Origin of the sequence: Streptomyces sp. NPDC051976 (assembly GCF_040680795.1) — a bacterium.
In the GTDB taxonomy this organism is placed as follows: domain Bacteria; phylum Actinomycetota; class Actinomycetes; order Streptomycetales; family Streptomycetaceae; genus Actinacidiphila.
Window position 1 is genome coordinate 25781 of the sequence record NZ_JBFAXL010000021.1, and the last position, 25634, is coordinate 51414.

Sequence of the window (25634 nt, forward strand, 5' to 3'; positions counted from 1 at the left end):
GCTCCGCCCGGAAAATACGACGCCGCCTTGACCCCGGCTCGGCGGCCCGGGTAGTCATCGCCCTGTGAGACGACTCGATCCCCGGAACGCGCGGGGCACATGGGGCCTGCGGGGTCTGCGGGACCCGCAGGCGTTGCGCGGGCCGCTGCTGCGGGTGATGTGCGCGCTGATGCTCGCCGCCGGGGCCACCGCGGCCGGGGCGCCCGCCGCACTGCCCGACTCGGCACGCGCCGCACTGCCCGACGCGGCCCACTCCGCGGGCGGCGCCCCCACCGGCCGGGCCGACGCGGCGCGGGACGTCACCTCACGGGTGGTGCCGGTGCCCGCCTCGGTCACCGCGGGCGGCGGGTCCTTCCGGATCACGGCGGCCACCGCGGTCCGATTGACCGACGGCTCCGCGCGGACCCGGCAGGTCGCCGACTACCTCGCCGGGCTGCTGCGCCCCGCCACCGGGTACGCCCTGCCGGTGAGCCGGGCCGCAAGGAACGCCGCCGCCGGGGACGCCGTCGTGCTCTCGCTCGGCGACCCGGACACCGGCCTCGGCGCCGAGGGCTACCGGCTGCGGACCACCGGCCGCTCGGTCCTGATCAGCGCCCGCACCACCGCCGGCCTCTTCCACGGGGTGCAGACGCTCCGCCAGCTGCTGCCCGCCGCGGTCGAGAGCGCCACCGTCGTACCCACCGCGGACTGGACCGTGCCCAGCGCCACCATCAGGGACGTGCCGCGCTACGCCTACCGCGGCTCGATGCTGGACGTCGCCCGGCACTTCTTCACCGTGCCGCAGGTCGAGCGCTACATCGACCAGCTGGCCCTGTACAAACTCAACACCCTGCATCTGCACCTCACCGACGACCAAGGCTGGCGGATCGCCATCGGCTCCCGGCCGCGGCTGACCTCCTACGGCGGCAGCACCGAGGTCGGCGGCGGCGCGGGCGGCTTCTACACCCAGGACGACTACCGCGAGATCGTCCGGTACGCGGCCAGCCGCTTCCTCACCGTCGTCCCCGAGATCGACGGCCCCGGCCACACCAACGCGGCCCTCGCCTCGTACCCCGAACTCACCTGCGACGGTGTCGCGCCGCCGCTCTACACCGGCATCAAGGTCGGCTTCAGCTCGCTGTGCGTGCCCAACGAGGCCACGTACCGGTTCGAGAACGACGTCGTGCGCGAGATCGCCGCCCTGACCCCCGGCCCCTATCTGCACATCGGCGGCGACGAGGCGCACTCCACCAGCGCGGCCGACTACACCGCCTTCGTCGACCGGATGCAGCCGATCGTCACCTCGTACGGCAAGACGGTGATCGGCTGGCACCAGATCGACAGCGCGCACCCCGTGAAGGGCGCGATCGCCCAGTACTGGGGCACCGCGGGGAACGAGGCGCCGGTCGTCGCGGCGGCGAAGGCCGGCACCCGGGTGATCATGTCACCGGCGAACAAGGCGTATCTCGACATGAGTTACGACCCCTCGTCGCCGCTGGGCCTGCACTGGGCCGGCTATGTCGAGGTCAAGGACTCCTACGACTGGGACCCGGCGACCTTCGTGAAGGGCGTGCCCGCCGCGGCGGTCCTCGGGGTCGAGGCGCCGCTGTGGACGGAGACCCTGAAGACCACCGCGGACCTCGACTCCATGGCCTTCCCGCGGCTGCCGGGGATCGCCGAGATCGGCTGGTCCCCGGCGGCCACGCACGACTGGGCCGCCTACCGGGTGCGGCTGGCGGCCCAGGCACCGCGCTGGACCGCCCTGGGCATCACCTTCCACCGCTCGCCGCAGGTGGACTGGCCCGCGCGATAGCCTCCCGCGGGACGTGGGCCGCCAGCGGGTTGGGCAGGGTGCCCGCGAACTGCAGCGCGGCCGACGGGTCGGTGAGGTCCACCATCTGCTGGTTGTCGCGCAGTTGCAGCCGGTTGAGACAGGACAGCGCGAACCGCGGGGCGAACAGGTCGTAGCGGGCGAAGGCGTCCGCCAGCTCCGGGTGCGCGTCCTGGTAGTCGGCCACGCACCGCGCGACCGTCCGCCAGAAGCCGTCCTCGTCCAGCACCTCCCCGGTGTGCAGGATCGCGCTCAGGAAGCGGAAGAAGCAGTCGAAGACATCCGTGAAGACCGACAGCGCCCGCAGCTCCTCGGGGACGTCCGCGCGGATCCGCGCCACCCGCGGGGGCAGCGGCCGCGCCGGGTCCATCACCACGATCTCCTCGGCGATGTCCTTGAACACCGCCCGCACCACCGTGCCGTCCTCGTCCAGCACCAGGATCACGTTCTCGCCGTGCGGCATGAAGGCCAGGTCGTGGGCGTAGAGGCAGTGCAGCACCGGGACCAGATACGCGTCCAGGTAGCGCCGCAGCCACTCCCGCGCGGGCAGCCCCGAGCGGGCCACGAGCGCGCCCGCGAAGGAGGTGGTGGCCGAGGGATCCGATGCGGTGGCGTCGGTGTGCAGCAGCGACGCCATCGTGGCGAGCGACTGGCCGGGCTCCAGCGACGGCACCGGGCTCTCCCGCCACAGCGCGGCCAGCATCTTGCGGTACGGGGAGCCGTACGCGGTGGCCGCCTCGTACTGCCGGTGGTGGTAGCCGACCGCCGCGCGCTCCCGGATGATCGAGAACCGGGCGGCGGTCAGCACCGGGTCGGCGGCGATCAGCTCCGCGAGCCAGTCGTTGATCGCCGGGGTGGCCTCCATGTACGCGGCGGACAGGCCGCGCATGAAGCCCATGTTGAGTACGGACAGCGCGGTCTTCACGTAGTGCCGGGCGGGGTCCGAGGTGTTGAAGAAGGTGCGGACGGACTGCTGGGCCAGATAGTCGTCCTCGCCCGGCCCCAGGCACACCAGATGGCGCCGGGCGACCTCGCCCGCGAAACTGACCGAGAGCTTGTTCCACCACTGCCAGGGGTGGGCCGGGATCAGCAGGTAGTCGGCCGGGTCGAGACCGAGTGCGGTCAACTTCTCCGCGAAGCGCCGGAGTTGGGCCTCGCCCAGCTCGGCCGCCATGAAGGAGTCGTAGTCCAGGCCGGTGCCCGCGGTGAAGGTGGCGCGGTCGCGGCGGGCGGCGAGCCAGATCAGCCGTACGGGCGCGGCGGCCTCGGGCGCGTACCGCAGGTGGTCGTGCGCGCCGAAGCCGAGACGGCCGCTGTTGGCGACGAAGCAGGGGTGGCCCTCGGTCATCCCGGCCTCGATCGCCTGGAAACCGGCCCCGGTCAGCTCGGCGGCGCTCACCGGCCGCGCGTCGAGCGCGGCGAGCCGGAACGCCGCCGCCGACAGCGTCGCCCCGATCTCCTCCAGGTACACCGGCAGCACCCCCTCGCCGATCCCCAGCGTGCCGCGCAGCTCGGTGACGAAGTCCAGCGCGTCGAGCGGGAGTTCGGCGTTTTCGCGGGTCCTGGTGATGCCGGCCGGGTCGATGTGCCAGTGCCCGAGCGCCAGCAGGCGGGCGGTGAAGCGGTACGTGGTGCGGCCGTCGTCGCTGCGGACGAGATAGCCGGTGCGGGAGCCGGTGCCGGTGGCGGCGGGTTCCTGACCGGTGACGGGTGCGGCGGCGTCCGGCTCCGGTGTCAGGAGGCGTTCGTGGGCGAACTCCGCGAGGGCCTTGCGTATCAGGTGGCGGGTGGCCCGCTGCCACAGCTCCGGGGTGAGGTGGTCGGCGGCCGTCATCGGGCGGCCTCGAAGCGCGCGCGGGTGCAGACGCTCAGATACGCGTCCTTCACCGGTGTGCTGATCCGTTCGACGACCTCGAAGCCGACCTCCGCGTTCAGCCGGTGGACGGCGGTGTTGCGGACGTCCGGCTCGACGACCACCCGGCGGGTGGCCGGGTCGGCGAACAGCTCCGCCATCACCGCCGCGATCACCGCCCGGGTGAAGCCGTGCACGGGCGTCTGTGCGGGCGCGACCAGGAAGTGCATCCCGACGTCGCCGGGCAACGCCGGGTAGAGCCCGGTCAGTTCGACCCGCGCCGGGTCGTACCGCTCCATCAGGAACGCGGGCGTCCCGTCGTCCGCCCGCAGGCCCAGGAACGCGTCGTGGTGCGGGGACGCGGCGATCTCCGCGTAGGCGCGCTCCACGTCGTCCCGGCTCGCGTCGCCCATCAACCAGAAGGCGGCCTTGGGATGGGTGACCCAGCGGTGCAGCAGCGCGGCGTCGGCGGCCGGTGCGACCGGCCGGAAACTGAAGGCGGGCACGCCCGCGGCGGCGCCGCCGGGGGAGCGGGGGGCCATGCGGTGGCCGGTCATACGGTGAACTCCTGGAAGGCGATGGCCTTTTCCACCCGGTAGTGCTCGCGGCCCAGCAGCTCCCGGATGATGCGGGAGTTGCGGTACGCGGCCATTCCGAGGTCGGGCGCGGCGAATCCGTGGGTGTGCAGCTCGGCGTTCTGTACGTAGATCCCGCGCCCGGTCACGTCGATGGCGTAGTCGCGGGAGACGTCGTAGCGCCCTCGCGCGTCCCAGCGGATGCGGTGCCGTACCGGTGCGAGGAACTCCGGTACCCGGTAGCGGTAGCCGGTGGCCAGCACCAGGCCCTCGGTGTCGAGGGTGAGGTCGCGGCCCTGTTCGCGTCGGCGCAGGCCCAGGGTGTACGTGCCGCTGCCGGGGTCGTGGCGGGCGTGCTCCAGCGAGGTGTTGGCCAGCAGCCGGGTCGGGACCTCACCGCGGCGGTTCTTGACGTAGAGCAGATCGAAGATGGCGTTGATCAGCTCGGAGTTGATGCCCTTGTAGAGGTTCTTCTGCGAGGCGCCCAGCGCGTCGCGGACCGGCGGGGGCAGCGCGTGGAAGTAGTCGACGTACTCCGGCGACGTCATCTCCAGCGTCAGCTTCGTGTACTCCAGCGGGAAGAACCGCGGGGAGCGGGTGACCCAGTTGAGCAGGTAGCCGTGGGTGTCGATGTCCTGGAGCAGATCGTGGTAGATCTCGGCGGCACTCTGGCCGCTGCCGACCACGGTGATGCTGCTCTTGCGCTGGAGCGCGCTCTTGGCCTCCAGATAGCGGGAGTTGTGCACCACGTCGCCGCCCAGGCCCTCGCAGGCGGCGGGGACGAAGGGCGGTGTGCCGGTGCCCAGCACCAGCCGCGGCGCCCGGTGCGCCTCTCCCGTCGCGGTGCGCACCTCGTAGACCCCGGCCCGCTCGTCGTACGTCACCTCGGTGACCGTCTGCCCGAAGCGGATCCCGGGGATCCGGGCGGCGGCCCACCGGCAGTAGTCGTTGTACTCCTCGCGCAGCGGATAGAAGCTCTCGCGGATGTAGAAGGAGTACAACCGCCCCGATTCCTTGAGGTAGTTGAGGAAGCTGTACGGCGAGGTGGGATCGGCGAGCGTCACCAGGTCCGACAGGAACGGCGTCTGGAGCGTGCTGCCCTCCAGGAACATGCCCGAGTGCCAGTCGAAGTCCGGCTTGCTCTCCAGGAAGAGGCCGTTGAGGTCGGGGAGGGGTTCGGTGAGGCAGGCCAGGCCCAGGTTGAACGGCCCGAGCCCGATCGCGAGGAAGTCATGAGGCGTGGACAAGCGCGTCTCCCAGGTACGAGTCCGCGTGCTCGGCGAGCAGATCGAGGACGGCGGCGATGTCGGCGGGGGTGGTCCGCGGGTTGAGCAGGGTGAACTTCAGGTAGTGGCTGCCGCGGACCTTCGTCCCGGCGACCACCGCCTGGCCGGAGGCGAACAGCGCCTTGCGGGCGTGCAGATTGGCCCGGTCGATCAGCGCCGGGCCGGTCACGCCCGGCGGCACCCAGCGGAAGACCAGGGTGGAGAGCGCCGGGCGGGCGACCACCTCGAAGCGCGGGTCGGCGTCCAGCAGCTTCCAGCCCTCGGCCGCCAGGTCGACGACGTCGTCGAAGAGCGCGCCGATGCCGTCGGCGCCCATCACCCGCAGCGTCATCCACAGCTTGAGCGCGTCGAAACGGCGGGTGGTCTGCAGGGACTTGTCGACCTGGTTGGGGATGTGCTCGGTGGTGGTGCGGCGCGGGTTGAGGTAGTCGGCGTAGTACGTGGCGTGCCGCAGGGTGGTGCGGTCGCGGACCAGCACCGCGCTGGAACTCACCGGCTGGAAGAAGGACTTGTGGTAGTCGACGGTCACCGAGTCGGCGTGCTCGATGCCGTCGAGCAGATGGCGGCGGGTGGGGGAGACCAGCAGGCCGCAGCCGTAGGCCGCGTCGACGTGCAGCCACACCCCGTGCCGGGCGCACAGGTCGGCGACGGCGGTCAGCGGGTCGATGGAGCCGAAGTCGGTGGTGCCCGCGGTGGCGACCACGGCCATCGGGGTCAGGCCCTCGTGCGCGCAGCGCTCCAGCTCGCGGGCGAGCGCCGGCGCCCGCATCCGCTTGTCCTGGTCGCAGGGGACGGCGATCACCGCGTGGGCGCCGAGGCCCAGCAGCTTCGCGGACTTCTGGACGCTGAAGTGACCGCACTCGGAGGCCAGCACGCGCAGCCGCGCGGGGTCGGCGCCGCGGGTGACCGCCTCCTCACGGGCCAGCAGCAGCGCTTGAAGATTGGACTGGGTGCCGCCGCTGGTGAACACGCCGTCGGCCGCCGGGCCGAGGCCGATCCGCTCGGCGGTCCAGTCGATCAGGCGGCGCTCGATCAGGGTGGCACCCGCGCTCTGGTCCCAGGTGTCGAGGGAGGAGTTCACGGCGCTGAGCACCGCCTCGGCGGCGACGGCCGGGATCACCACCGGGCAGTTGAGGTGCGCGAGATAGCGGGGATGGTGGAAGAAGACGGCGTCGCGGAGGTAGACCGACTCCAGCTCCTCCAGGGCGGCCGCGGTGTCGCCCAGCGGCCGGTCGAGGTCGATGGCGTCGACCCGGGGGGCCAGCGCGCCGGGGGTGATGCCGGTGAACGGCCGGTCGGTCGCGGCGAGGGTGGCCGCCACCCGCTCGACCCCTTGGGCGACGGAGCGCCGGTAGTGCTCCGTCGTGGCGTCGCTGAGCAGGTGTGAGCGCATGGGCAGACCTCTCGTTGAGCGGCTTAGTTAGGTTAGCCTAACCTAACTTGCCGCCTCAACGAGCCCGTCCGCCGCTTCCGCCCCGCAGGGCCGCCCCGAATCCCCGGGGCGCGCGCCCCGCTATCCGGCCAGCCCCAACTCCCTCGCGATCAGCATCCGCTGGACCTCGCTCGTGCCTTCGCCGATCTCCAGGATCTTGGAGTCCCGCCACATCCGGGCCACCGGGTACTCGTTCATGAACCCGTAGCCGCCGTGGATCTGGGTGGCCTCGCGGGCGTTGGTGACGGCGATCTCGGAGGAGTAGAGCTTCGCCAGCGCCGCCTCCTTCTTGAACGGCTCCCCGTGCACCAGCCGCGAGGCCGCGTCCCGCCACGCCAGCCGCGCGGTGTGCGCGCGCATCTCCATGTCGGCGATCTTGAACTGGATCGCCTGGTTGTCACCGATCGGGCGGCCGAACGCCTGCCGGGTCTTGGCGTACGCCAGCGACTCGTCCACACATCCCTGGGCCAGTCCGGTGGCCAGCGCCGAGATCGCGATCCGCCCCTCGTCGAGGATCCGCAGGAACTGCGCGTAGCCCCGGCCCAGCTCGCCCAGCAGGTTCGCGGCCGGTACCCGGCAGTCGGCGAACGACAGCTCGCGGGTGTCCGAGGCGTTCCACCCCACCTTGCTGTACTTCTTCGACACCGTGAAGCCGGGCGTGCCCGACGGCACGATGATCGAGGAGATCAGCGGGCGGCCGTCCTCCTTGCGGCCGGTCACCGCCGTCACCGTGACCAGACCCGTGATGTCGGTGCCGGAGTTGGTGATGAAGCACTTGGTGCCGTTGATGACCCATTCCCCGGTGGCCTCGTCCAGCCGCGCGGTGGTACGGGTGCCGCCCGCGTCCGAGCCGCACTCCGGCTCGGTCAGCCCGAACGCGCCGAGCATCTCGCCCGAGCACAGCTTCGGCAGCCACTCCCGCTTCTGCTCCTCGGTGCCGAACCGGAACACCGGCATGGCGCCCAGCGACACCCCGGCCTCCAGCGTGATGGCCACCGAGGAGTCCACCCGGGCCAGCTCCTCCAGCGCGAGGCCGAGCGCGAAGTAGTCGCCGCCCATCCCGCCGTACTCTTCGGGGAACGGCAGCCCGAACAGGCCCATCCGTCCCATCTCCCGCACGATCTCGTACGGGAACTCCCCGTGCTCGTAGAACTCGCCGATCTTCGGCGCGATCACGTCCTTGGCGAACTCCGCGACAGTGCTGCGGAGTTCCTCGTACTCGGCGGACAGCCGGTGGTCGATTGACATGACTACTGCTCCTGGTGGGTCAGGGCGCGGACGGTACGGGACGGGCTCGGCCGCCCCAGTTGCTCCGCCATCCAGACGCTTGTGGCGCTGAGGCGGCTGAGGTCGACTCCGGTGCGGATGCCGAGGCCGTGCAGCATCCAGACGAGGTCTTCCGTGGCGAGGTTGCCGGTGGCGCTCTTGGCGTACGGGCAGCCGCCGAGGCCGCCCGCCGACGCGTCCACGACGGTGACGCCGCAACGCAGCGCCGCCAGCGTGTTGGACAGGGCCTGGCCGTACGTGTCGTGGAAGTGGACGGCGAGCCGCTCCACCGGGACGCCGCCGCCGGTCAGCGCGTCGAGCAGGGCGGTGACATGGCCCGGGGTGGCCACCCCGATGGTGTCGCCGAGGCTCAGCTCGGTGCAGCCCAGTTCGTACAGCCGCCGGGCCACCGCGGCGACCTGGGCGATCGGCACCGGGCCTTCCCAGGGGTCGCCGAAGCACATCGACAGATAGCCGCGGACCGTCGCCCCCGCCGCGCGGGCGCGGTCGACCACCGGCGCGAACATCGCCAGCGACTCGTCCACCGTGCGGTTGAGGTTGGCGCGGGCGAAGGACTCGGTGGCGCTGCCGAAGACCGCTATCTCCCGCACGCCCAGCTCCAGCGCCCGGTCGAGCCCGCGGTCGTTCGGCACCAGGACCGGCAGCCGGACGGCCGGGTCCCGGTCGGCGAGGTCGGCCAGCAGCGGCATCAGCTCGGCGGCGTCGGCCAGTTGGGGCACCCACTTGGGGTGCACGAAGCTGGTCGCCTCGATGGTGGTCAGGCCCGCGTCCGCCAGCCGGTGCACGAACTCGGCCTTCACGGCCGTCGGGACGGTCGCTTTCTCGTTCTGCAGCCCGTCCCGCGCGCCCACCTCGTGGATGCGCACGGCCTCGGGGAACCCGTCCATCGGCACCGCCATGGGCAGCCCGAGCGCGAGCACACCAGCGTCGGCGGTGGTGGCGGTGGCGCCGCCGGTCGCGGTCGTGCCGGGTGCGGTCGTGTCGGTCATGACGCCTCCCCGGGGGCCGCGGGGACGGCGGCCTGCTCGGCGGTGTCGGCCGGGGTGACGACCGCGAGCACCTGGTCCATCGCGACCGTGCTGCCCGCGCTCACATCGATCTCGGAAACCGTCCCGTCGTGGGGGGCGGTGATGACGTGCTCCATCTTCATGGCCTCCACCACCATCAGGCTCTGACCGGCCACCACCTCGTCGCCCTTGGCGACCTTCACCACGGTCACGGTGCCGGGCATGGGCGCGGTCAGGGCGCCGCCTCCGCCGCCCGCCGCGCCGCCGCGCAGCGCCGCGGCGACCGGGTCGTACGCCTGGACGCGCCAGCCGTCCCCGTCCCGGCCCAGCCACTCGCCCGCGTGCTCGAAGGCGACCACCGTGTCGTCGCGGTGCAGCAGCACCCGGTGCCCGTCGACCGCCAGCCGGGCGGTGAGGGCGGGGGCGTCGCCGATCCGCACCTGGCCGTCCCGGACGCGGACGGTCACCGGGTCGTGGCCCGGCACCCGCAGATGGTGCACGGTCCAGCTCGGCTCGCCGCCCATCCGCCAGCCGCTGGGCACCGAGAACGGATCGGTCCAGCCGCCCGCGTCGGGCGCCGCCGCCAGCGCCGACTGCCGCAGCAGCGCCGCCACCGCGTACACCTCGTCCGGCACCCCGGCGGGCAGCAGCGCGGCGGCGTCCCGGTCGATCAGCCCGGTGTCCAACTCGCCCGCCACCACCGCCGGATGCTCCAGCAGCCGCCGCAGGAAGCCGGTGTTGGTGTCGAGGCCGAGCACCACGGTGTCCGCGAGCGCGGCCCGCAGCCGCCGCAGCGCGGTCGCCCGGTCGGGGCCGTACGCGATCACCTTGGCCAGCATCGGGTCGTAGGCGGTGCCCACCTCGGTGCCGTGCGACAGCCCGGAGTCCACCCGGACACCGGGTCCCGTCGGTTCGCGCAGGGCGACCACGGTGCCGGCGGACGGCAGGAAGTCCACCCGCCCGTCGCCCGGCCGCGCCGTCTCCGCGCAGATCCGCGCCTCGACGGCGTGTCCGGTCAGCGTGATGTCCCGCTGCCCGAAGGGGAGCCGCTCGCCGCAGGCGACCCGCAGCTGCCACTCGACCAGGTCCAGGCCGGTGACCAGCTCGGTCACCGGGTGCTCGACCTGCAGTCGGGTGTTCATCTCCATGAAGAAGTACGCGCCCGGATCGGCGCCCGGCACGATGAACTCCACCGTCCCGGCGCCGGTGTACCCGCAGGAGCGGGCGGCCTGCACCGCGGCCTCGCCCATCGCCGCCCGGGTCGCCGGGTCGAGCAGCACCGAGGGGGCCTCCTCGATCACCTTCTGGTGGCGCCGCTGCAGCGAGCACTCGCGCTCGCCCAGGTGGACCACGCCGCCGTGGCCGTCGGCGAGCACCTGGATCTCGATGTGCCGCGGCCGGTCGATCCACCGCTCCACCAGCAGGGTGTCGTCGCCGAAGGAGCCGCGTGCCTCGCGCCGGGCCGCCGCGATCTCGTCGGCCAGCAGCGCGGCGTCCCGCACGAGCCGCATGCCCTTGCCGCCGCCGCCCGCCGAGGGCTTCAGCAGCACCGGCATACCGATCTCCCGGGCCGCGTCGGCGAGTTGCCCGTCGGTCAGTCCGCTGCCGCTGCTGCCGGGCACCACCGGCACCCCGGCCGCGCGCACCGTCTCCTTGGCGCGGATCTTGTCGCCCATCAGCTCGATGGCGTCGGCGGGCGGGCCGATGAAGACCAGCCCGGCCTCGGCGCAGGCGCGGGCGAAGGCCGCGTTCTCCGCCAGGAAGCCGTATCCGGGGTGCACCGCCTGGGCGCCCGCCGCTACGGCGGCCCGAACCTGCTCCTCGGCCGACAGATAGCTGTCCACCCGGACCGCGGTGTCGGCCTCCCTGACGTGCCGGGCGTGGGCGTCCGCCGCGGTGAAGACGGCCGCCGAGCGGACGCCCAGCTCCCGCAGGGTGCGCAGGACACGCACCGCGATCTCGCCGCGGTTGGCGACCAGGACGGTGTCGAACATGGGGTTCATCGGCAGGCTCTCCGGCAGGGTGCTCGCAGTCATGACAGCCCTCACATCCGGAAGACGCCGTAGCCGGGCGCGCCCGGATCGGCGGTGGGAAGCGGGGCGTTGGCGCAGGCGGTGAGGGCGAGGCCCACGACGGTGCGGGTCTCCAGCGGGTCGATCACGCCGTCGTCCCAGAGCCGGGCGGTGGCGTAGTAGGCGTTGCCCTGCGACTCGTACTGCTCGCGGACCGGGGCCTTGAACGCCTCCTCCGCCTCCTCGCTCCACTTCTCGCCGGCCGCGGCGAGCTGGTCGCGCTTGACGGTGGCCAGGACGGACGCGGCCTGCTCGCCGCCCATCACCGAGATCTTGGCGTTGGGCCACATCCACAGGAAGCGGGGGCTGTAGGCGCGGCCGCACATCGAGTAGTTGCCCGCGCCGTACGAGCCGCCGATCACCACGGTGAGCTTGGGCACCCGGGCGCAGGCCACCGCCGTGACCATCTTGGCGCCGTGCTTGGCGATGCCGCCCGCCTCGTACTGGCGGCCGACCATGAAGCCGGAGATGTTCTGCAGGAAGAGCAGCGGGATGCCCCGCTGGTCGCACAGCTCGATGAAGTGGGCGCCCTTGAGGGCGGATTCGGCGAACAGGATGCCGTTGTTCGCCACGATGCCGACTGGGTGGCCCTGCACATGGGCGAAACCGGTGACCAAGGTCGTGCCGTACTCCGACTTGAACTCGGCGAAGCGGCTGCCGTCCACCAGCCGGGCGATCACCTCGCGGACGTCGTACGGGGTGCGGGAGTCGACGGGCACCGCCCCGTACAGCCCCGCCGGGTCCACGGCCGGGGGCTCCGCGGGCCGTACCGTCCACGGCAGGGGGCCGCGGGCGGGCAGGGTGGCGACGATGTCGCGGACGATGCTCAGCGCGTGCGCGTCGTCCTCGGCGAGGTGGTCGGTGACGCCGGAGACCCGGGAGTGGACCTCGCCGCCGCCCAGCTCCTCCGCGGTGACGACCTCACCGGTGGCGGCCTTCACCAGCGGCGGGCCGCCGAGGAAGATCGTGCCCTGATTCCGCACGATCACCGCCTCGTCGCTCATCGCGGGGACGTACGCGCCGCCGGCCGTGCAGGAGCCCATGACCGCGGCGATCTGCGGGATGCCGCGGGCCGACATGGTGGCCTGGTTGAAGAAGATCCGGCCGAAGTGGTCGCGGTCGGGGAAGACCTCGTCCTGCTTGGGCAGGAAGGCGCCGCCGGAGTCCACCAGATAGACGCACGGCAGCCGGTTGTCGAGGGCGACCTCCTGGGCGCGCAGGTGCTTCTTGACCGTCATCGGGTAGTAGGTGCCGCCCTTGACGGTGGCGTCATTGGCCACCACGACGACCTCGCGCCCCGACACCCGGCCGATCCCGGCGATCACCCCGGCGGCCGGCGCCTGGCCGTCGTACATCCCGTCCGCCGCCAGAGGTGCCAGCTCCAGGAAGGGGGATCCGGGGTCGAGCAGCCCGTCCACCCGGTCCCTGGGCAGCAGCTTGCCGCGCGAGGTGTGCCGCGCGCGGGCCTTCTCGCCGCCGCCGAGGCGTGCGGCGGCCAGCTTGTCGCGCAGGTCCGCGCTGAGAGCGGCATGTGCCTCTGCGTTGGCGTGGAACGCCTCCGACGCCGGATCTGCGGCGCTGGACAGGGCGGGTGCTGCCATGGTTCGGCCCCCCGGATGTTAGCGAGCGTTAACGTGATGTCTCCACGTTAACGCTCGCTAACTCGATTGTCTAGACTCGATTGCATGAACCCGACGAAGACGGCAGAGAACCGCCGCGAGCAGATCCTCCGAGAGGCAGCGCGGCTCTTCGCCGAGCGCGGATTCCACGGAGTCGGAGTGGACGAGATAGGCGCCGCGGTGGGGATCAGCGGGCCCGGGCTCTATCGGCACTTCGCGGGCAAGGACGCGATGCTCGCGGAACTGCTCGTGGGGATCAGCGGCCGCCTGATGGCGGCGGGCAAGATGCGGGTCGCCGAGGCGGCCGGGCCCGAGGAGGCGCTGGACGCGCTGATCCGCGGCCATATCGACTTCGCGATCGACGACCGGCCGCTGATCACCCTGCACGACCGCGAGCTGGACCGGCTGCGGGACTCCGACCGCAAGCTGGTCCGCCAGCTCCAGCGGCAGTACGTGGAGGAGTGGGTCGCGGTGGTGCACCAGGTCTACCCCGACGCCACCGAGCTGGAGGTGCGGGCCGCCGTGCACGCCGTCTTCGGGCTGCTCAACTCCACCCCGCACCTCGGGGCCCAGAGCGGACTGCCCGGCCGCTCCGACATGGCGGCCCTGCTCCACCGGCTGGCGCTCGGCGCGCTCGCCTCCCTGGGGCCTCTGGACAGCGGGCCCGACTGGCGGGTAACTTACTGAGCGCTTGCTTAATGTTCAGTAGTCAATCGTTTCCGCTCGTCGATGGGAGGCGCGCTGTGCGTCGTACGGTGTTCAACGAGGACCACGAAGCGTTCCGCGAGACGATACGCGCCTTCGTCGAGGCCGAGGTCGTCCCTGTCTACGACGAGTGGCTGACCGCCGGGCAGGTCCCGCGCGAGTTCTACTACAAGCTCGGTGAGCTGGGCGTCTTCGGCATCGAAGTGCCCGAGGAGTTCGGTGGCGCGGGCCAGGAGAGCTTCAAGTTCCAGGCCGTCATCAGCGAGGAGTGCGCCCGCGCGGGCGTCAGCTTCGGCGGCAGCAGCGTCCACGTCGGCCTCTGCCTGCCCTATGTGATGGCGTACGGCACCGACGAGCAGAAGAAGCGCTGGCTGCCCGGCTTCGTCAGCGGCGAGACGATGTTCGCCATCGCGATGACCGAGCCCGGCACCGGCTCCGACCTGGCGGGCATGAAGACCACCGCCAAGCTCTCCGCCGACGGCACGCACTACCTGCTCAACGGCGCCAAGACCTTCATCACCGGCGGCGTCCACGCCGACCGCGTCATCGTCTGCGCCCGCACCGCCCCGGCCTCCGCCGAGGACCGCCGCGCCGGCATCTCGCTCTTCGTCGTGGACACCACGTCCGAGGGCTACTCGGTCGGCCGCAAGCTCGACAAGCTCGGCCTGCGCACCTCCGACACCGCCGAACTCGCCTTCTCCGACGTCCGGGTGCCGGTCGAGGACCTGCTCGGCGACGAGGGCAAGGGCTTCTCCTACCTCGGCCAGAACCTGCCGCAGGAGCGCCTGGCGATCGCCGTCGGCGCCCACTCGCAGGCCGCCGCCGCGGTCCGCTTCGCCCAGGAGTACGTCCAGGAGCGCACCGTCTTCGGCAAGTCCGTGGCGTCGTTCCAGAACACCAAGTTCGAGCTGGCCGCCTGCAAGGCCGAGGTGGACGCCGCCGAGGCCGTCGTCGACCGCGCCCTGGAGGCCCACGACGCGCGCGAGCTGTCCGCCGCCGACGCCGCCTCCGCCAAGCTCTTCTGCACCGAGGTCGCCGCCCGCGTCATCGACCGCTGCCTCCAGCTCCACGGCGGCTACGGCTACATGAACGAGTACCCGATCGCCCGCCTGTACGCCGACAACCGCGTCAACCGCATCTACGGCGGCACCAGTGAGGTCATGAAGTCGATCATCGCCAAGTCGATGGGCCTGTGAACGAGCCGCTCCAGTCCCTGCTCGATCTGCTCGACCTGGAGCGGATCGAGCGGGACATCTTCCGCGGCATGAGCCGGTCCGCCGTCGTGCCGCGGGTGTTCGGCGGCCAGGTCGCGGCCCAGGCCCTGGTCGCCGCGGGCCGCACCGTGCCCGAGGACCGCGCCGCGCACTCCCTGCACGCGTACTTCCTGCGCCCCGGCGACCCCGGCGCGCCGATCGTCTACCAGGTCGACCGGATCCGTGACGGCCGCTCCTTCACCACCCGCCGGGTCGTCGCGGTCCAGCACGGCCAGCCGATCTTCCACCTCTCGGCCTCCTTCCAGTCCTACGAGGACGGGCTGGAGCACCAGGAGCCGATGCCGTACGCGCCCGACCCGGAGTCGCTGCCGACGGCCGCGGAACTGCTGCCGCGGCACGCGGACAAGTTCCCCGACCCGACGGTGGTCGACCGGCTGCTCGAAGCGCGCGAGGCCGTGGACCTCCGCTATGTGGAGGACCCGCCGTTCCTCACCGCGGGCGTCGAACGCGAACCCCGCTCCCAGGTGTGGTTCCGCACCCGCGGCAAGCTCGCCGACGACCCGCTGCTGCACGTCTGCCTCGCCACCTATGTGTCGGACATGACGCTGCTCGACTCGGTGCTGCTCGCCCACGGGCGCGGCGGCTGGGCGGTCGGTGACGTGGTCGGCGCCAGCCTCGACCACGCCATGTGGTTCCACCGGCCGTTCCGTGCCGACGAGTGGCTGCTCTACGACCAGCAGAGCCCGTCCGCGTCCGGCGGCCGGGGCCTGGGGACCGCCCGTATCTACACCCAGGACGGGCGGCTCGCGGTATCGGTCATCCAGGAGGGCCTGATCCGCGTCCCGCGCACCTGACGCTCACCCCTTCGGGTGAGTGCGGGATTCGGGTGCCGCGCTGCCCCGCCCGGTCGCCACGGCGAGCCGCTACGACGTGACCTCCGCGGTCGGCGCGACCGGCAGCCGGGCCCGCACCAGGAAGCCGTCGGCGGCGGGTGTCGCCGCGAAGTCGCCGCCGAGCTGCTGCGCGCGCTCGCGCAGCCCCGCGAGCCCGTGCCCGCCCGACGGCAGCGAGGGCCCCGCGGCCACCGCCCCGGGTCCGTTGCGCACCTCCACCACCAGCGCGTCGCCGGTACGCCGCACCAGGACGCGGGTTTCGGCCCCCGGCGCGTGCTTGCGGATGTTGGTCAGCGCCTCCTGCACGATCCGGTACGCCGCGTGCTGCACGTCGGCGGACGGCACCGCGCCGTCGGCCTCCTGGCGTACGGCGGGCAGCTCCCCGTGCGTGCCGGGCCCGGCGGCGGCCACCAGCGCCGGAATGCCCGCAAGACCGGGCCCCGCGTCCAGCGGCTGGCCCGAGGTCAGCGGCAGCCGCAGCAGGCCCACCATGCGCCGCAGCTCGTCCAGCGCGTCGCGGCTCAGCTGGCGCACCGCGCCCGCCGCCGCCCGCGCCTGCGGCCCCTGCGCGGTCGCCTCCAGGGCGCCGGACTGCACGGCGATCAGGCTGATGTGGTGGGCCACGGTGTCGTGCATCTCGCGGGCGAGCCGGGCGCGTTCGCGTGCCACCGCCTGCTCGGCGGCGAGCGCGTGCTCACGCTCCCGGCTGGCCGCCAGCTCGGCCAGCCGCCCGGCCAGTTCGCGGCGCGAGGCCGCCAGGAGCCCGAGGGCGATGGGCGCCCCCGCGATCAGCGCCGAGAGCATGAGGGCGAGGATCGTGTCGGACAGCGCCCAGCTCGCCGGGGCCCGGAACGGCCACGGCACGAAGGACACCACGCCCGCGACGACACCGCACGCCCCGATCAGCAGGGCCCGTGAGGACACCCCGCCGCCGGTCACCCGGTCGGGCAGATGGCCGGGCCCGTCCGGGGCACCCCGCCCTCCTTGTGCGCGATTTTGCTCCGGCGGGTGCGCGGCGACCATGTAGAGCGTGCCCATGGGCGAGAACCAGATGTAGCCCAGCGCGAGGGCGGGCAGAGTCGCGGCGAACGCGGTCAGCGGGAACCGGCGCCGTACGAGGAGCGCGGCCGTACCCAGGCAGGCGAAGGCCAGCGACACGGGGCCGCCGAAGGAACGCGTCGCCCACACCTCCGTCGCGGAGAGCGCGAGGAGAGCGGCGTCCAGGAGGGCGGTGCGGGGCGTCACGGGCATCCGGGCACCCGGTCGAGACCCGCCTGGTGCGCGATGACGGCGGCGGCCACCCGGTTGGGGGCGTCCAGCTTGCGCAGCACGGCGCGCACATGGTCCTTCACCGTGCCCACCGAGATGCCCAGCGTCGCCGCGATCGCGGCGTTCGGCAGGCCGCCGGCCAGCAGTCGCAGCACCTCGCGCTCGCGGAAGGTCAGCGGCGCCAGAGCGGCCTCGTACGGGTTCTCCGCCGCGCCCCGGCCTCCCGGGCCACCGGAGCGCTCGGGGCCCGCCGACGGGCCCGTGGCGGCAGCTGGGAGGCCCGCGGAGCCACCGGCGGCGGCTCCGGGCACGGAACCGGCCGCGGAGCCCGTGCCGAACCCCGGGCCGAATCCGGACGTGGTGCCCGCCGCGGAGTGCGCGGTGTCCCCGAGGAAGCCGTCCACCACCGCACGGCCCACGGTCGGGGTGAACACCGTGCCGCCGCTCGCCAGCACCCGCACCGCGTCGATCAGGGTGCCGACCGCCGTGTCCTTGAGCAGGAAGCCGGTGGCGCCCGCGGCCATCGCCGCGTGGATGTGCGCGCTGGTGTCGAAGGCGGTCAGCATGGCGACCGCGGGCGGCGAGGGCAGCGCGCGCAGGGCCCGCAGCACCGTCAGCCCGTCGTCGGGCGCGGGCATCACCGCGTCCAGCAGCACCAGCGCGGGACGGGTCGCGGTCACCGCCGCCAGTGCGTCATGGCCGTCGCAGTCAGCCACCACGCGGATGTCGCCCGAGGACTCGAGGATGCTTCGCAGGGCGGCCCTGACCAGCGCTTCGTCATCGACGATCGCTATCCGGACCACGGTGCCTGCCTTCCTCGCTCCCTCCCGCTCTCTTCACTGATCGTAACGACTGACCGGGGTGACGTCAGATCCGCGCGTCCAGCCCGGCGGCCGCGAGCAGATAGGCGGTGAGCGGCGCGTACAGGTGCGGCGGCACGTTGTCGTCCAGCGGAACCGTCACCAGGACGCTGCCTTCGGCCTCGCCGACGAACAGCGCCGGGTCGTTGCAGTCCGCGAAGCCCACCGTGTCGATGCCCTGGCCGCCCGCGTATCCGGCCCAGCCGTGGTCGGCGACCACCAGGTCGGGCAGCGGCTCCCCGGCGCGCTCCAGCGCCTCCAGGATCTCCCGCATCGGGTCGGGGGAGTGGGTGTGTGCCAGGCCGCCGCCCCTGTGCAGCATGGAGACCGACGCCAGGTGCCGGATCTCGCCGCCGTCCGCGTACAGATGGTCCGGCGGGGTGATCAGGGTGCAGCCCGCGGCCCGCAGCGCGTCGGCCAGCGCGTGGTGGACGGCGAACAGCCCGGCCGGGTGCCCGGTGGCCAGCAGCACCCGGGAACCGTTCTCCGCCGCCTTGTGCAGCACGTCCGCCATCCGGTCCAGGGCGTCGATCGTCAGCTCCGGGTCGATGGTGTCCTGCCCGTGCCGGTGCTTGGGGCTGGCGACGACCCCGCACCGCTCGGCCATCAGCTCCAGGACGGCCGAGAGGTCCGTCCACCGGTCGCCCAGCTCCAGACCGAACCAGTAGTAGCGGTTGCCCTCGGCGAGCGCGCGGAAGTGGTCGAGGTTGTTCTCGCGGCTGGTGGCGACATCGCCCGCGATCCGGGTACGTATCAGATGCTCGGCGAGGGACTGGCGGCTGGGAGCTGCGGGAGCGGGATCCATGGGCATGCGCACATTGTCCCGTCCCGCCGGACGGGTGTGCGACGTCCGGGGGATCGACGCCGAGGCGTAATCGGGGGCGCGGATTGGAGGAAACGTACATTCCGGTGGCTTCCGGCGGCCGCATAGGGTCGGCCGCGGAGCCGCGGGCCGATCACCGGCGGCCCCCGAGCCACCTGCGACCCCACGGCCGCACCCATGCGAACGGAAAGAGGCAGCCACCATGAGCAGCGCAGAGCCGCGCGGCCCCGTCGACTCGTCGCGCATCCCGCGCTATGCGGGACCGGCCACCTTCGCCCGGCTGCCGCGGCTCGACGAGGTCGGCACCGCCGACGTCGCCGTGGTCGGCGTGCCCTTCGACGCCGGTGTCTCCTACCGGCCGGGCGCCCGCTTCGGCGGCAACGCGATCCGGGAGGCGTCCCGGCTGCTGCGCCCGTACAACCCGGCGCAGGACGCGTCGCCCTTCGCGCTCGCCCAGGTCGCGGACGCCGGTGACATCGCCGCCAACCCGTTCGACATCAACGAGGCCGTGGAGACCATCCAGGCCGCCGCGGACGACCTGCTGGACACCGGCGCCCGGCTCATGACGCTCGGCGGCGACCACACCATCGCGCTGCCGCTGCTGCGCGCCATGGCCCGCAAGCACGGTCCGGTGGCGCTGCTGCACTTCGACGCGCACCTGGACACGTGGGACACCTACTTCGGCGCCGAGTACACGCACGGCACGCCGTTCCGCCGGGCGGTCGAGGAGGGCATCCTCGACACCTCCGCGCTCTCGCACGTCGGCACCCGCGGCCCGCTGTACGGCAAGAAGGACCTCGACGACGACGCCAAGATGGGCTTCGGGATCGTCACCTCGGCCGATGTGATGCGCCGCGGCGTCGACGAGGTCACCCAGCAGCTCAGGGAGCGGATCGGCGGCCGGCCGCTGTACATCTCCATCGACATCGACGTGCTCGACCCGGCGCACGCCCCCGGCACCGGCACCCCGGAGGCCGGCGGCCTCACCTCCCGTGAGCTGCTGGAGATCCTGCGCGGCCTGGCCGACTGCCACCTGGTGTCGGCCGACGTCGTCGAGGTCGCCCCGGCCTACGACCACGCCGAGATCACCTCGGTGGCGGCCTCGCACACCACCTACGAGCTGACCACGATCATGGCCCGGCAGATCGCGGCGGCCCGCTGACGCGCCCGCCCGGCGGGTCCCGCGGGGACCGGAGGACTACGACCAAGGTCGCACTGCACTGCGGCCTTGGTCGCCGTTTTGTTGCGGGAGGATGAAACGCGCACGCCAGTGCGTTGTCGCCTCGGGTAGAAGTCCAGAGGTGGCGTACGGCGGGAGGACACGGGTGGCGACGGCGAAGGCGGCGAAACGGTCGGTGACGAGCGGAAAGGACGCGTCCCAGGGCGGGGCGGACGTCCCCGAGGGCACGGCGGCACAGGGCTGGCTGCGCCGGCTCGTCGCGTACTGCTGGCGCTACCGCACCAATGTGCTGCTCGCCATGGGCGCGTCCCTCGCCGGGATGGCGGTCACCGCGCTCGTGCCCCTGGTGCCGAAGCTGATCATCGACGATGTGATCGTCAAGCACGACAAGCCGCTGGCGCCCTGGGCGATGGTCCTGGTCGGGGCGGCGATCGTGGTCTACGCCCTCACCTATGTGCGGCGTTACTACGGCGGGCGGCTCGCCCTGGACGTGCAGTACGACCTGCGCAACGAGATGTTCCGGTCGATCATGCGGCTCGACGGCCGCCGTCAGGACGAACTGAGCACCGGCCAGGTGGTCGGCCGCGCCACCAGCGACCTCCAGCTCATCCAGGGCCTGCTGTTCATGCTGCCCATGATGATCGGCAACGTCCTGCTGTTCCTGCTGTCGCTCGTGGTGATGCTCACCCTCTCCCCGCTGCTCACCCTGGTGGCGCTCGCGGTGGCGCCCGCGCTGTGGTTCATCGCCGACCGGTCGCGCAAGCGGCTGTTCCCCGCCACCTGGTACGCGCAGGGGCAGGCCGCCGCCGTCGCCGGGATCGTGGACGGCTCCGTGACCGGTGTCCGCGTGGTCAAGGGCTTCGGCCAGGAGCAGCAGGAGATGGGCAAGCTGGAGTCCGTCAGCCGCAGGCTCTTCGCCGGCCGGCTGCGTACCATCCGGCTCACCGCCCGCTACAGCCCCGCGCTCCAGGCCGTGCCCTCCCTCGGCCAGATCGGGATGCTGGCGCTCGGCGGCTGGATGGCCACCCGCGGCCAGATCACCCTGGGCACCTTCGTCGCCTTCTCCACCTATCTGGCGCAGCTCACCGGCCCGGTCCGGATGCTCACCATGATGCTGACGGTCGGCCAGCAGGCGCGGGCCGGTGTGGAGCGCGTCTTCGAGCTGATCGACACCGCCCCGACCCTGGAGGAGGGCAGCGGGACGCTCCCCGCGGGCGCCCCCGCCACCGTCGAGTTCGACGATGTCACCTTCGGCTACACCGAGGACCGGCCGGTGCTCGACGGCTTCGACCTGAGCGTCGCGCCGGGCGAGACCGTCGCCGTCGTCGGCGCCTCGGGCTCCGGGAAGTCCACCGTCTCCCTGCTGCTGCCGCGGCTGTACGACGTCACCGGTGGCGCGGTGCGCATCGGCGGCGTGGACGTGCGCGAGCTGACCTTCGACTCGCTGCGGTCGACCATCGGCATGGTCCCCGAGGACAGCTTCCTGTTCTCCGACACCGTGCGGGCCAACATCGCCTACGGCCACCCCGACGCCACCGAGGACGAGATCCTGGCGGCCACCCGGGCCGCCCAGGCGCACGAGTTCATATCGGCGCTCCCCGACGGCTACGACACCGTCGTCGGCGAGCAGGGCCTCACTCTGTCCGGCGGCCAGCGGCAGCGCGTGGCGCTGGCCCGCGCGATCCTCACCGACCCCCGGCTGCTGCTGCTCGACGACGCCACCTCGGCGGTCGACGCCCGGGTCGAGGCCGAGATCTTCGACGCCCTGCGCGAGGTCATGCGCGGCCGTACGACGCTGCTGATCGCGCACCGGCGCTCCACGCTGGCGCTCGCCGACCGGATCGCGGTGCTGGACGGCGGACGGCTCGCCGCCGTCGGCACCCATGAGGAGCTGGAGGAGCGCAGCCCGCTCTTCCGGGCGCTGCTCACCGACCCGGACGCGCTCGGCGCCGATGTCGTCGTGCTCGACCCGGCGGGAGCGGCGGCGGCGCGCGCCGAGGGCGGCACGGACGGCGCCGTGGTGACCATGATCGCCGACCCCGTGCCGGGCGACGCGGACGACCGGTCCGCGGCCGCCGTCACCCCCGAACTGTGGCCCGCCGACCGCCGCGCCGCCGACGACGACCCCAAGGGCACCTCCGGTGGCGCCGCCGCCACCGGCCGCGCCACGGTGGGCGGACCCGGCAGCATGGCCGCCGCGCTGGCCGGAATGCCCGCCACCCCCGATCTGCTCGCCAAGGTGGCCGCGCTGCCGCCCGCGCTCGACATCCCCGAGGTGGACGAGGAGCAGGCCCGCGCCGCCGACCAGAAGTTCGGCCTGGCGAGCATACTGCGCGGCTTCCGCACCCCGCTGCTGCTGAGCCTGCTGCTGGTGGCCGCCGACGCCGTCGCCGGGCTGCTGCTGCCGGTGCTGATCCGGCACGGCATCGACGCCGGTGTGCGCCAGGAGGCCCTGGGCGCCGTCTGGGCGGCCTCGCTGCTCGGCTTCGCCCTGGTGATCGCCCAATGGGCGGCGGAATGGGGCTCGACCCGGCTCACCGGCCGTACCGGTGAGCGCGTCCTGTACTCGATGCGCGTGAAGATCTTCGCGCATCTGCACCGCCTCGGACTCGACTACTACGAGCGCGAACTGACCGGCCGGATCATGACCCGGATGACCACCGACGTGGACGCCCTGTCGACGTTCCTGCAGACCGGACTGGTCACCGCCCTGGTCAGCGTCCTCACCTTCCTCGGCATCCTGGTGGCGCTGCTCGCCATCGACGTCCAGCTCGCGCTGCTGGTCTTCGCGACCCTGCCGGTGCTGGTGGTCGGCACCTGGGCGTTCCGCCGCACCTCGGTGAAGGCGTACGAACTGGCCCGTGAACGCGTCGCCGTCATCAACGCCGACCTGCAGGAGCACGTGGCCGGACTGCGGATCGTCCAGGCGTTCCGTGGCGAGGCGCGCGGGGCGGACCGCTTCGCCCGCCGCAGCGACGACTACCGCACCGCCCGGGTACGCGGCCAGTGGCTGATATCGGTCTACTTCCCGTTCGTGCAGCTGCTGTCCAGCGTCGCCGCGGCGCTGGTGCTGATCGTCGGCGCGCACCGGGTCAGCGCCGGGACGCTCACCGCCGGCGCCCTGGTGGCGTATCTGCTCTACATCGACCTGTTCTTCTCACCCGTGCAGCAGCTCTCGCAGGTCTTCGACGGCTACCAGCAGGCCACCGTCTCCCTCGGCCGGATACGTGAACTGCTGCGCGAGCCGACCGCCACCCCGGCCGCCGAGCTGCCGCACGCCCCGGGACGGATCCGCGGCGAGATCACCTTCCGCGACCTGCACTTCCGGTACGGCGGCGCGGACGCGGAGGGCGCCGAGGCGCTCAGCGGCGTCAACCTGCGCATCCCCGCGGGCCAGACGGTCGCCTTCGTCGGCGAGACGGGCGCGGGCAAGTCCACGCTCGTCAAGATGGTCGCGCGCTTCTACGACCCGACCGGCGGCGCCGTGCTCGTGGACGGCACCGACATCCGCGAACTCGACATGACCGCCTACCGCCGGCAGCTCGGCGTCGTCCCCCAGGAGCCGTACCTCTTCGCCGGTACGGTCCGCGACGCCATCGCCTACGGGCGGATGGACGCGACCGACGCCGAGGTCGAGGCCGCGGCGCGGGCCGTCGGCGCGCACGAGATGATCGCCACGCTCGAGGACGGCTACCTGCACACGGTGGCCGAGCGCGGGCGCAACCTCTCGGCGGGACAGCGGCAGTTGATCGCGCTGGCCCGCGCCGAACTCGTCGACCCCGGCATCCTGCTCCTCGACGAGGCCACCGCCGCGCTCGACCTGGCCACCGAGGGCCTGGTCAACCAGGCCGCCGACCGGCTCGCCGTGCGCCGCACCACCCTCGTCGTGGCGCACCGGCTGAGCACCGCCGCGCGCGCCGACCGCGTCGTGGTCCTCGACCACGGCCGTGTCGTCGAGGACGGTACGCATCAGGCGCTGCTGGCCCGCGGCGGCCGCTACGCCGACCTGTGGGAGACGTTCACCGGCGAGGTGCAGGCGGTGGCCTGAGCGGGCGCCCGGCGAGGCCGCCGGGCGGTGCTCAGCCGAAGGCCGGGTGCGCCGGCACCCGGTCCCGGGGCACCTCGAACACCGCCACGACCCGGTTGTCCGTCAGGCACTCCGGCGCCGGCTTCGGGTGGTCCACCTTCAGCATCAGCCGGTTCCCCGAGATCTGCAGTGACGCCGCGGTGGCGATGCTGCAGCCGGTGCTCGCGGTCCAGCCGACCAGCACATGGTGCGTGAAGTCCGCCTTCGCGCCCGCCGACTCGATCCCCGCGGCCACCTTCGGCGCGCTCACCGCGACCGTCCGCGCGAACCGGTCCACGTCCGCCCTGCTGTGCAGCACCTGGTGTGACCCCGCGGTCACCCGCGCCGTCGAGAAGTACACGACGCGGCTGGTGTCCGAACCGCCGCCGGGGGAGCCGGGCGCCGACGTGGCGGACGGCGCCCCGGACGGCGGGGTCGAGGCCGGGGCCGAGCCGGGCCCGGACGTGGAGGGCGTGGCCGGGGGAGCGGTGGTGGTGGCGGTGGGCGCGCTGGACCCTCCGCCGGGGCTCGGCGCGTCCGCGGCGGAGTGGTGCCCGCCGCAGGCAACGGAGAGCGTGGCCAGCGACGCCGTCAGCAGCGCCGCCGACATCGTCTTGCGCAAGGTGACCGTCAGCATGGCGATGAGACGGGTGGGACGGCTGACCGGTTCCGTGCGGCGCGGGATGGTGAGCTCGCAGCGAGCGCGGACCCTCCGACCGGCACCGTCACGAGCCCCGGTCAGCGCGCTATGGACCAGTGCGCCTTCAGCATGTCGACAGCCGCGGTGATGGACGGCCGCCGCGCCGCCCCCGCCCGCCACAGCGCGTAGAGCCGCCGCACCGGCGCGGGCTCCAGCGGCAGCACCGTGACCCGGTCGGGCACCGGGCCGCGCCCCAGCCGCGGCACCAGGGCGATCCCCAGCCCGGCTTCCACCAGCGCCAACTGCGTCCCGTACTCGCCCACCTGGAAGGCCATGTCAGGCTCCGTCCCGGCCTCCCGGAGCGTGCGCACCAGCCACTCATGGCAGACGGAACCGGCCGGCTGGCAGATCCACCGCTCGTGCGCCACATCGGCCCGGACCAGGGACTCCCGCTCCGCCAGCCGGTGCCCCGCGGGTACCAGCACATCGCAGCGGTCCTCGCCGATCACCGCCCGCCCCAGCCCCTCCGGCGCGGGCAGCGGCGCGATGTCCCAGTCGTGGGCGACCGCCAGGTCCACCACACCGCGCGCCACCAGATCCACCGACAGATGCGCGTCCACCTCGGTGAGGCGCAGTTCGAGCGAGGGGTAGGTGGCCGACAGTTCGGCCAGCACCGAGGGCAGCAGCCCGGCCGCCGCAGTCGGGAACGCCGCGAGCGTGAGGCGCCCCGAGGGCTTCCCCCGCTGCTCCTCCAGCGCCACCTCGGCCGACTCGACGATCGCCATCAGCTCGCGCGCGGTCGACACCAGCAGTTCCGCCGCGTCGGTGAGCGTCACCCCGCGCCCCGAGCGCTCCAGCAGCACCGTCCTGGTCTCCCGCTCCAGCTTGGAGATCTGCTGCGACACCGCCGACGGGGTGTACCCGAGAGCCGTCGCCGCCGCCCCCACCGAACCGTGCACATGCACCGCGTGCAGCGCCCTCAGGCGCCCGAGATCCAGCATCCTTCCCTCCCTCCTCCCGCTCGTGCCCTCGCGCCCCCTGAGC

At 73.0% G+C, this 25634-nt stretch carries 19 protein-coding genes; 6 read left to right on the forward strand and 13 right to left on the reverse strand.

The annotated features are described in order from the left end of the window. Window positions 1–169: 169 nt before the first annotated feature. Entirely contained in the window at window positions 170–1792 is a 1623-nt protein-coding gene (locus tag AB0M29_RS21335; protein ID WP_365384870.1) for a beta-N-acetylhexosaminidase, read from the forward strand. Here the strand turns inward: AB0M29_RS21335 and AB0M29_RS21340 are convergent. The 8 genes from AB0M29_RS21340 to AB0M29_RS21375 form a co-directional block, all read right to left on the reverse strand. Continuing rightward, complete coding sequence (locus tag AB0M29_RS21340; RefSeq protein ID WP_365384712.1) at window positions 1749–3644, reverse strand: IucA/IucC family siderophore biosynthesis protein; 1896 nt, start codon at window positions 3642–3644, stop codon at window positions 1749–1751. The genes AB0M29_RS21335 and AB0M29_RS21340 overlap by 44 nt on opposite strands. Continuing rightward, window positions 3641–4219 carry a GNAT family N-acetyltransferase gene (locus AB0M29_RS21345; RefSeq protein WP_365384714.1) on the reverse strand — a complete coding sequence of 193 codons (579 nt, stop codon included), beginning with the start codon at window positions 4217–4219 and terminating at the stop codon, window positions 3641–3643. Before AB0M29_RS21345 ends, AB0M29_RS21340 begins: the two co-directional genes overlap by 4 nt. Continuing rightward, window positions 4216–5484, reverse strand: coding sequence for a lysine N(6)-hydroxylase/L-ornithine N(5)-oxygenase family protein (locus tag AB0M29_RS21350; protein ID WP_365384716.1), 1269 nt, complete (start codon window positions 5482–5484; stop codon window positions 4216–4218). The genes AB0M29_RS21345 and AB0M29_RS21350 overlap by 4 nt, the downstream gene beginning before the upstream one ends. Further along, window positions 5468–6916: an aspartate aminotransferase family protein gene (locus tag AB0M29_RS21355; protein WP_365384718.1), complete on the reverse strand. Its 1449-nt coding sequence runs from the start codon at window positions 6914–6916 to the stop codon at window positions 5468–5470. The genes AB0M29_RS21350 and AB0M29_RS21355 overlap by 17 nt, the downstream gene beginning before the upstream one ends. A gap of 120 nt (window positions 6917–7036) precedes the next feature. Beyond that, window positions 7037–8203 carry an acyl-CoA dehydrogenase family protein gene (locus AB0M29_RS21360; RefSeq protein ID WP_365384720.1) on the reverse strand — a complete coding sequence of 389 codons (1167 nt, stop codon included), beginning with the start codon at window positions 8201–8203 and terminating at the stop codon, window positions 7037–7039. A 2-nt stretch (window positions 8204–8205) separates the two neighbouring features. Beyond that, complete coding sequence (locus AB0M29_RS21365; RefSeq protein ID WP_365384872.1) at window positions 8206–9141, reverse strand: hydroxymethylglutaryl-CoA lyase; 936 nt, start codon at window positions 9139–9141, stop codon at window positions 8206–8208. Between the two features lie 86 nt (window positions 9142–9227). Next, window positions 9228–11243, reverse strand: coding sequence for a biotin carboxylase N-terminal domain-containing protein (locus AB0M29_RS21370; RefSeq protein ID WP_365384874.1), 2016 nt, complete (start codon window positions 11241–11243; stop codon window positions 9228–9230). 50 nt (window positions 11244–11293) lie between these two features. After that, entirely contained in the window at window positions 11294–12922 is a 1629-nt protein-coding gene (locus AB0M29_RS21375) for a carboxyl transferase domain-containing protein (RefSeq protein WP_365384722.1), read from the reverse strand. Window positions 12923–13006: 84 nt separating this feature from the next. On the opposite strand from AB0M29_RS21375, the gene AB0M29_RS21380 reads away from it, so the two are divergent. The 3 genes from AB0M29_RS21380 to tesB are packed head-to-tail and all read left to right on the forward strand — an operon-like array spanning window position 13007 to window position 15713. Then, the gene (locus AB0M29_RS21380; RefSeq protein ID WP_365384724.1) at window positions 13007–13627 is read left to right on the forward strand and encodes a TetR/AcrR family transcriptional regulator; all 621 of its coding nucleotides are present in this window, start codon (window positions 13007–13009) and stop codon (window positions 13625–13627) included. Between the two features lie 56 nt (window positions 13628–13683). Beyond that, entirely contained in the window at window positions 13684–14841 is a 1158-nt protein-coding gene (locus AB0M29_RS21385) for an acyl-CoA dehydrogenase family protein (RefSeq protein WP_365384726.1), read from the forward strand. Further along, window positions 14838–15713, forward strand: coding sequence for an acyl-CoA thioesterase II (gene tesB / locus AB0M29_RS21390; protein WP_365384728.1), 876 nt, complete (start codon window positions 14838–14840; stop codon window positions 15711–15713). Before AB0M29_RS21385 ends, tesB begins: the two co-directional genes overlap by 4 nt. A gap of 69 nt (window positions 15714–15782) precedes the next feature. Here tesB and AB0M29_RS21395 read toward each other — a convergent pair whose 3' ends face one another. From AB0M29_RS21395 to AB0M29_RS21405, 3 genes are all read right to left on the reverse strand, one after another. Next, window positions 15783–17003 (reverse strand): sensor histidine kinase, encoded by a 1221-nt coding sequence (locus tag AB0M29_RS21395; protein WP_365384730.1) that lies wholly within the window; start codon window positions 17001–17003, stop codon window positions 15783–15785. Further along, window positions 16994–17824, reverse strand: a complete 831-nt coding sequence (locus tag AB0M29_RS21400) for a response regulator transcription factor (protein ID WP_365384732.1) — start codon at window positions 17822–17824, stop codon at window positions 16994–16996. Before AB0M29_RS21400 ends, AB0M29_RS21395 begins: the two co-directional genes overlap by 10 nt. A 64-nt stretch (window positions 17825–17888) precedes the next feature. Continuing rightward, on the reverse strand, window positions 17889–18692 hold the full coding sequence (locus AB0M29_RS21405; protein ID WP_365384733.1) for a phosphatase: 804 nt from the start codon (window positions 18690–18692) through the stop codon (window positions 17889–17891). A gap of 214 nt (window positions 18693–18906) precedes the next feature. Here AB0M29_RS21405 and speB point away from each other — a divergent pair, with 214 nt between their 5' ends. Further along, entirely contained in the window at window positions 18907–19866 is a 960-nt protein-coding gene (gene speB / locus AB0M29_RS21410) for an agmatinase (protein ID WP_365384735.1), read from the forward strand. 262 nt (window positions 19867–20128) lie between these two features. After that, complete coding sequence (locus tag AB0M29_RS21415) at window positions 20129–23932, forward strand: ABC transporter ATP-binding protein (protein ID WP_365384876.1); 3804 nt, start codon at window positions 20129–20131, stop codon at window positions 23930–23932. 31 nt (window positions 23933–23963) lie between these two features. On the opposite strand, the gene AB0M29_RS21420 is transcribed toward AB0M29_RS21415, so the two are convergent. Both AB0M29_RS21420 and AB0M29_RS21425 read right to left on the reverse strand, forming a co-directional pair. After that, on the reverse strand, window positions 23964–24587 hold the full coding sequence (locus AB0M29_RS21420; protein WP_365384736.1) for a hypothetical protein: 624 nt from the start codon (window positions 24585–24587) through the stop codon (window positions 23964–23966). A gap of 101 nt (window positions 24588–24688) precedes the next feature. Next, window positions 24689–25591, reverse strand: coding sequence for a LysR family transcriptional regulator (locus AB0M29_RS21425; protein WP_365384737.1), 903 nt, complete (start codon window positions 25589–25591; stop codon window positions 24689–24691). Window positions 25592–25634: the final 43 nt, after the last annotated feature.

What these genes read in the sequence shown, in the direction of transcription:
- AB0M29_RS21340 (WP_365384712.1), bottom strand. Translation starts at nt 3,644, where the DNA reads ATGACGGCCGCCGACCACCTCACCCCGGAGCTGTGGCAGCGGGCCACC.
- AB0M29_RS21395 (WP_365384730.1), bottom strand. Translation starts at nt 17,003, where the DNA reads ATGCCCGTGACGCCCCGCACCGCCCTCCTGGACGCCGCTCTCCTCGCG.
- AB0M29_RS21420 (WP_365384736.1), bottom strand. Translation starts at nt 24,587, where the DNA reads ATGCTGACGGTCACCTTGCGCAAGACGATGTCGGCGGCGCTGCTGACG.
- AB0M29_RS21375 (WP_365384722.1), bottom strand. Translation starts at nt 12,922, where the DNA reads ATGGCAGCACCCGCCCTGTCCAGCGCCGCAGATCCGGCGTCGGAGGCG.
- AB0M29_RS21380 (WP_365384724.1), top strand. Translation starts at nt 13,007, where the DNA reads ATGAACCCGACGAAGACGGCAGAGAACCGCCGCGAGCAGATCCTCCGA.
- AB0M29_RS21360 (WP_365384720.1), bottom strand. Translation starts at nt 8,203, where the DNA reads ATGTCAATCGACCACCGGCTGTCCGCCGAGTACGAGGAACTCCGCAGC.
- AB0M29_RS21345 (WP_365384714.1), bottom strand. Translation starts at nt 4,219, where the DNA reads ATGACCGGCCACCGCATGGCCCCCCGCTCCCCCGGCGGCGCCGCCGCG.
- AB0M29_RS21365 (WP_365384872.1), bottom strand. Translation starts at nt 9,141, where the DNA reads ATGGCGGTGCCGATGGACGGGTTCCCCGAGGCCGTGCGCATCCACGAG.
- speB (WP_365384735.1), top strand. Translation starts at nt 18,907, where the DNA reads ATGAGCAGCGCAGAGCCGCGCGGCCCCGTCGACTCGTCGCGCATCCCG.
- AB0M29_RS21335 (WP_365384870.1), top strand. Translation starts at nt 170, where the DNA reads ATGCTCGCCGCCGGGGCCACCGCGGCCGGGGCGCCCGCCGCACTGCCC.
- AB0M29_RS21425 (WP_365384737.1), bottom strand. Translation starts at nt 25,591, where the DNA reads ATGCTGGATCTCGGGCGCCTGAGGGCGCTGCACGCGGTGCATGTGCAC.
- AB0M29_RS21370 (WP_365384874.1), bottom strand. Translation starts at nt 11,243, where the DNA reads ATGTTCGACACCGTCCTGGTCGCCAACCGCGGCGAGATCGCGGTGCGT.
- AB0M29_RS21355 (WP_365384718.1), bottom strand. Translation starts at nt 6,916, where the DNA reads ATGCGCTCACACCTGCTCAGCGACGCCACGACGGAGCACTACCGGCGC.
- AB0M29_RS21405 (WP_365384733.1), bottom strand. Translation starts at nt 18,692, where the DNA reads ATGCCCATGGATCCCGCTCCCGCAGCTCCCAGCCGCCAGTCCCTCGCC.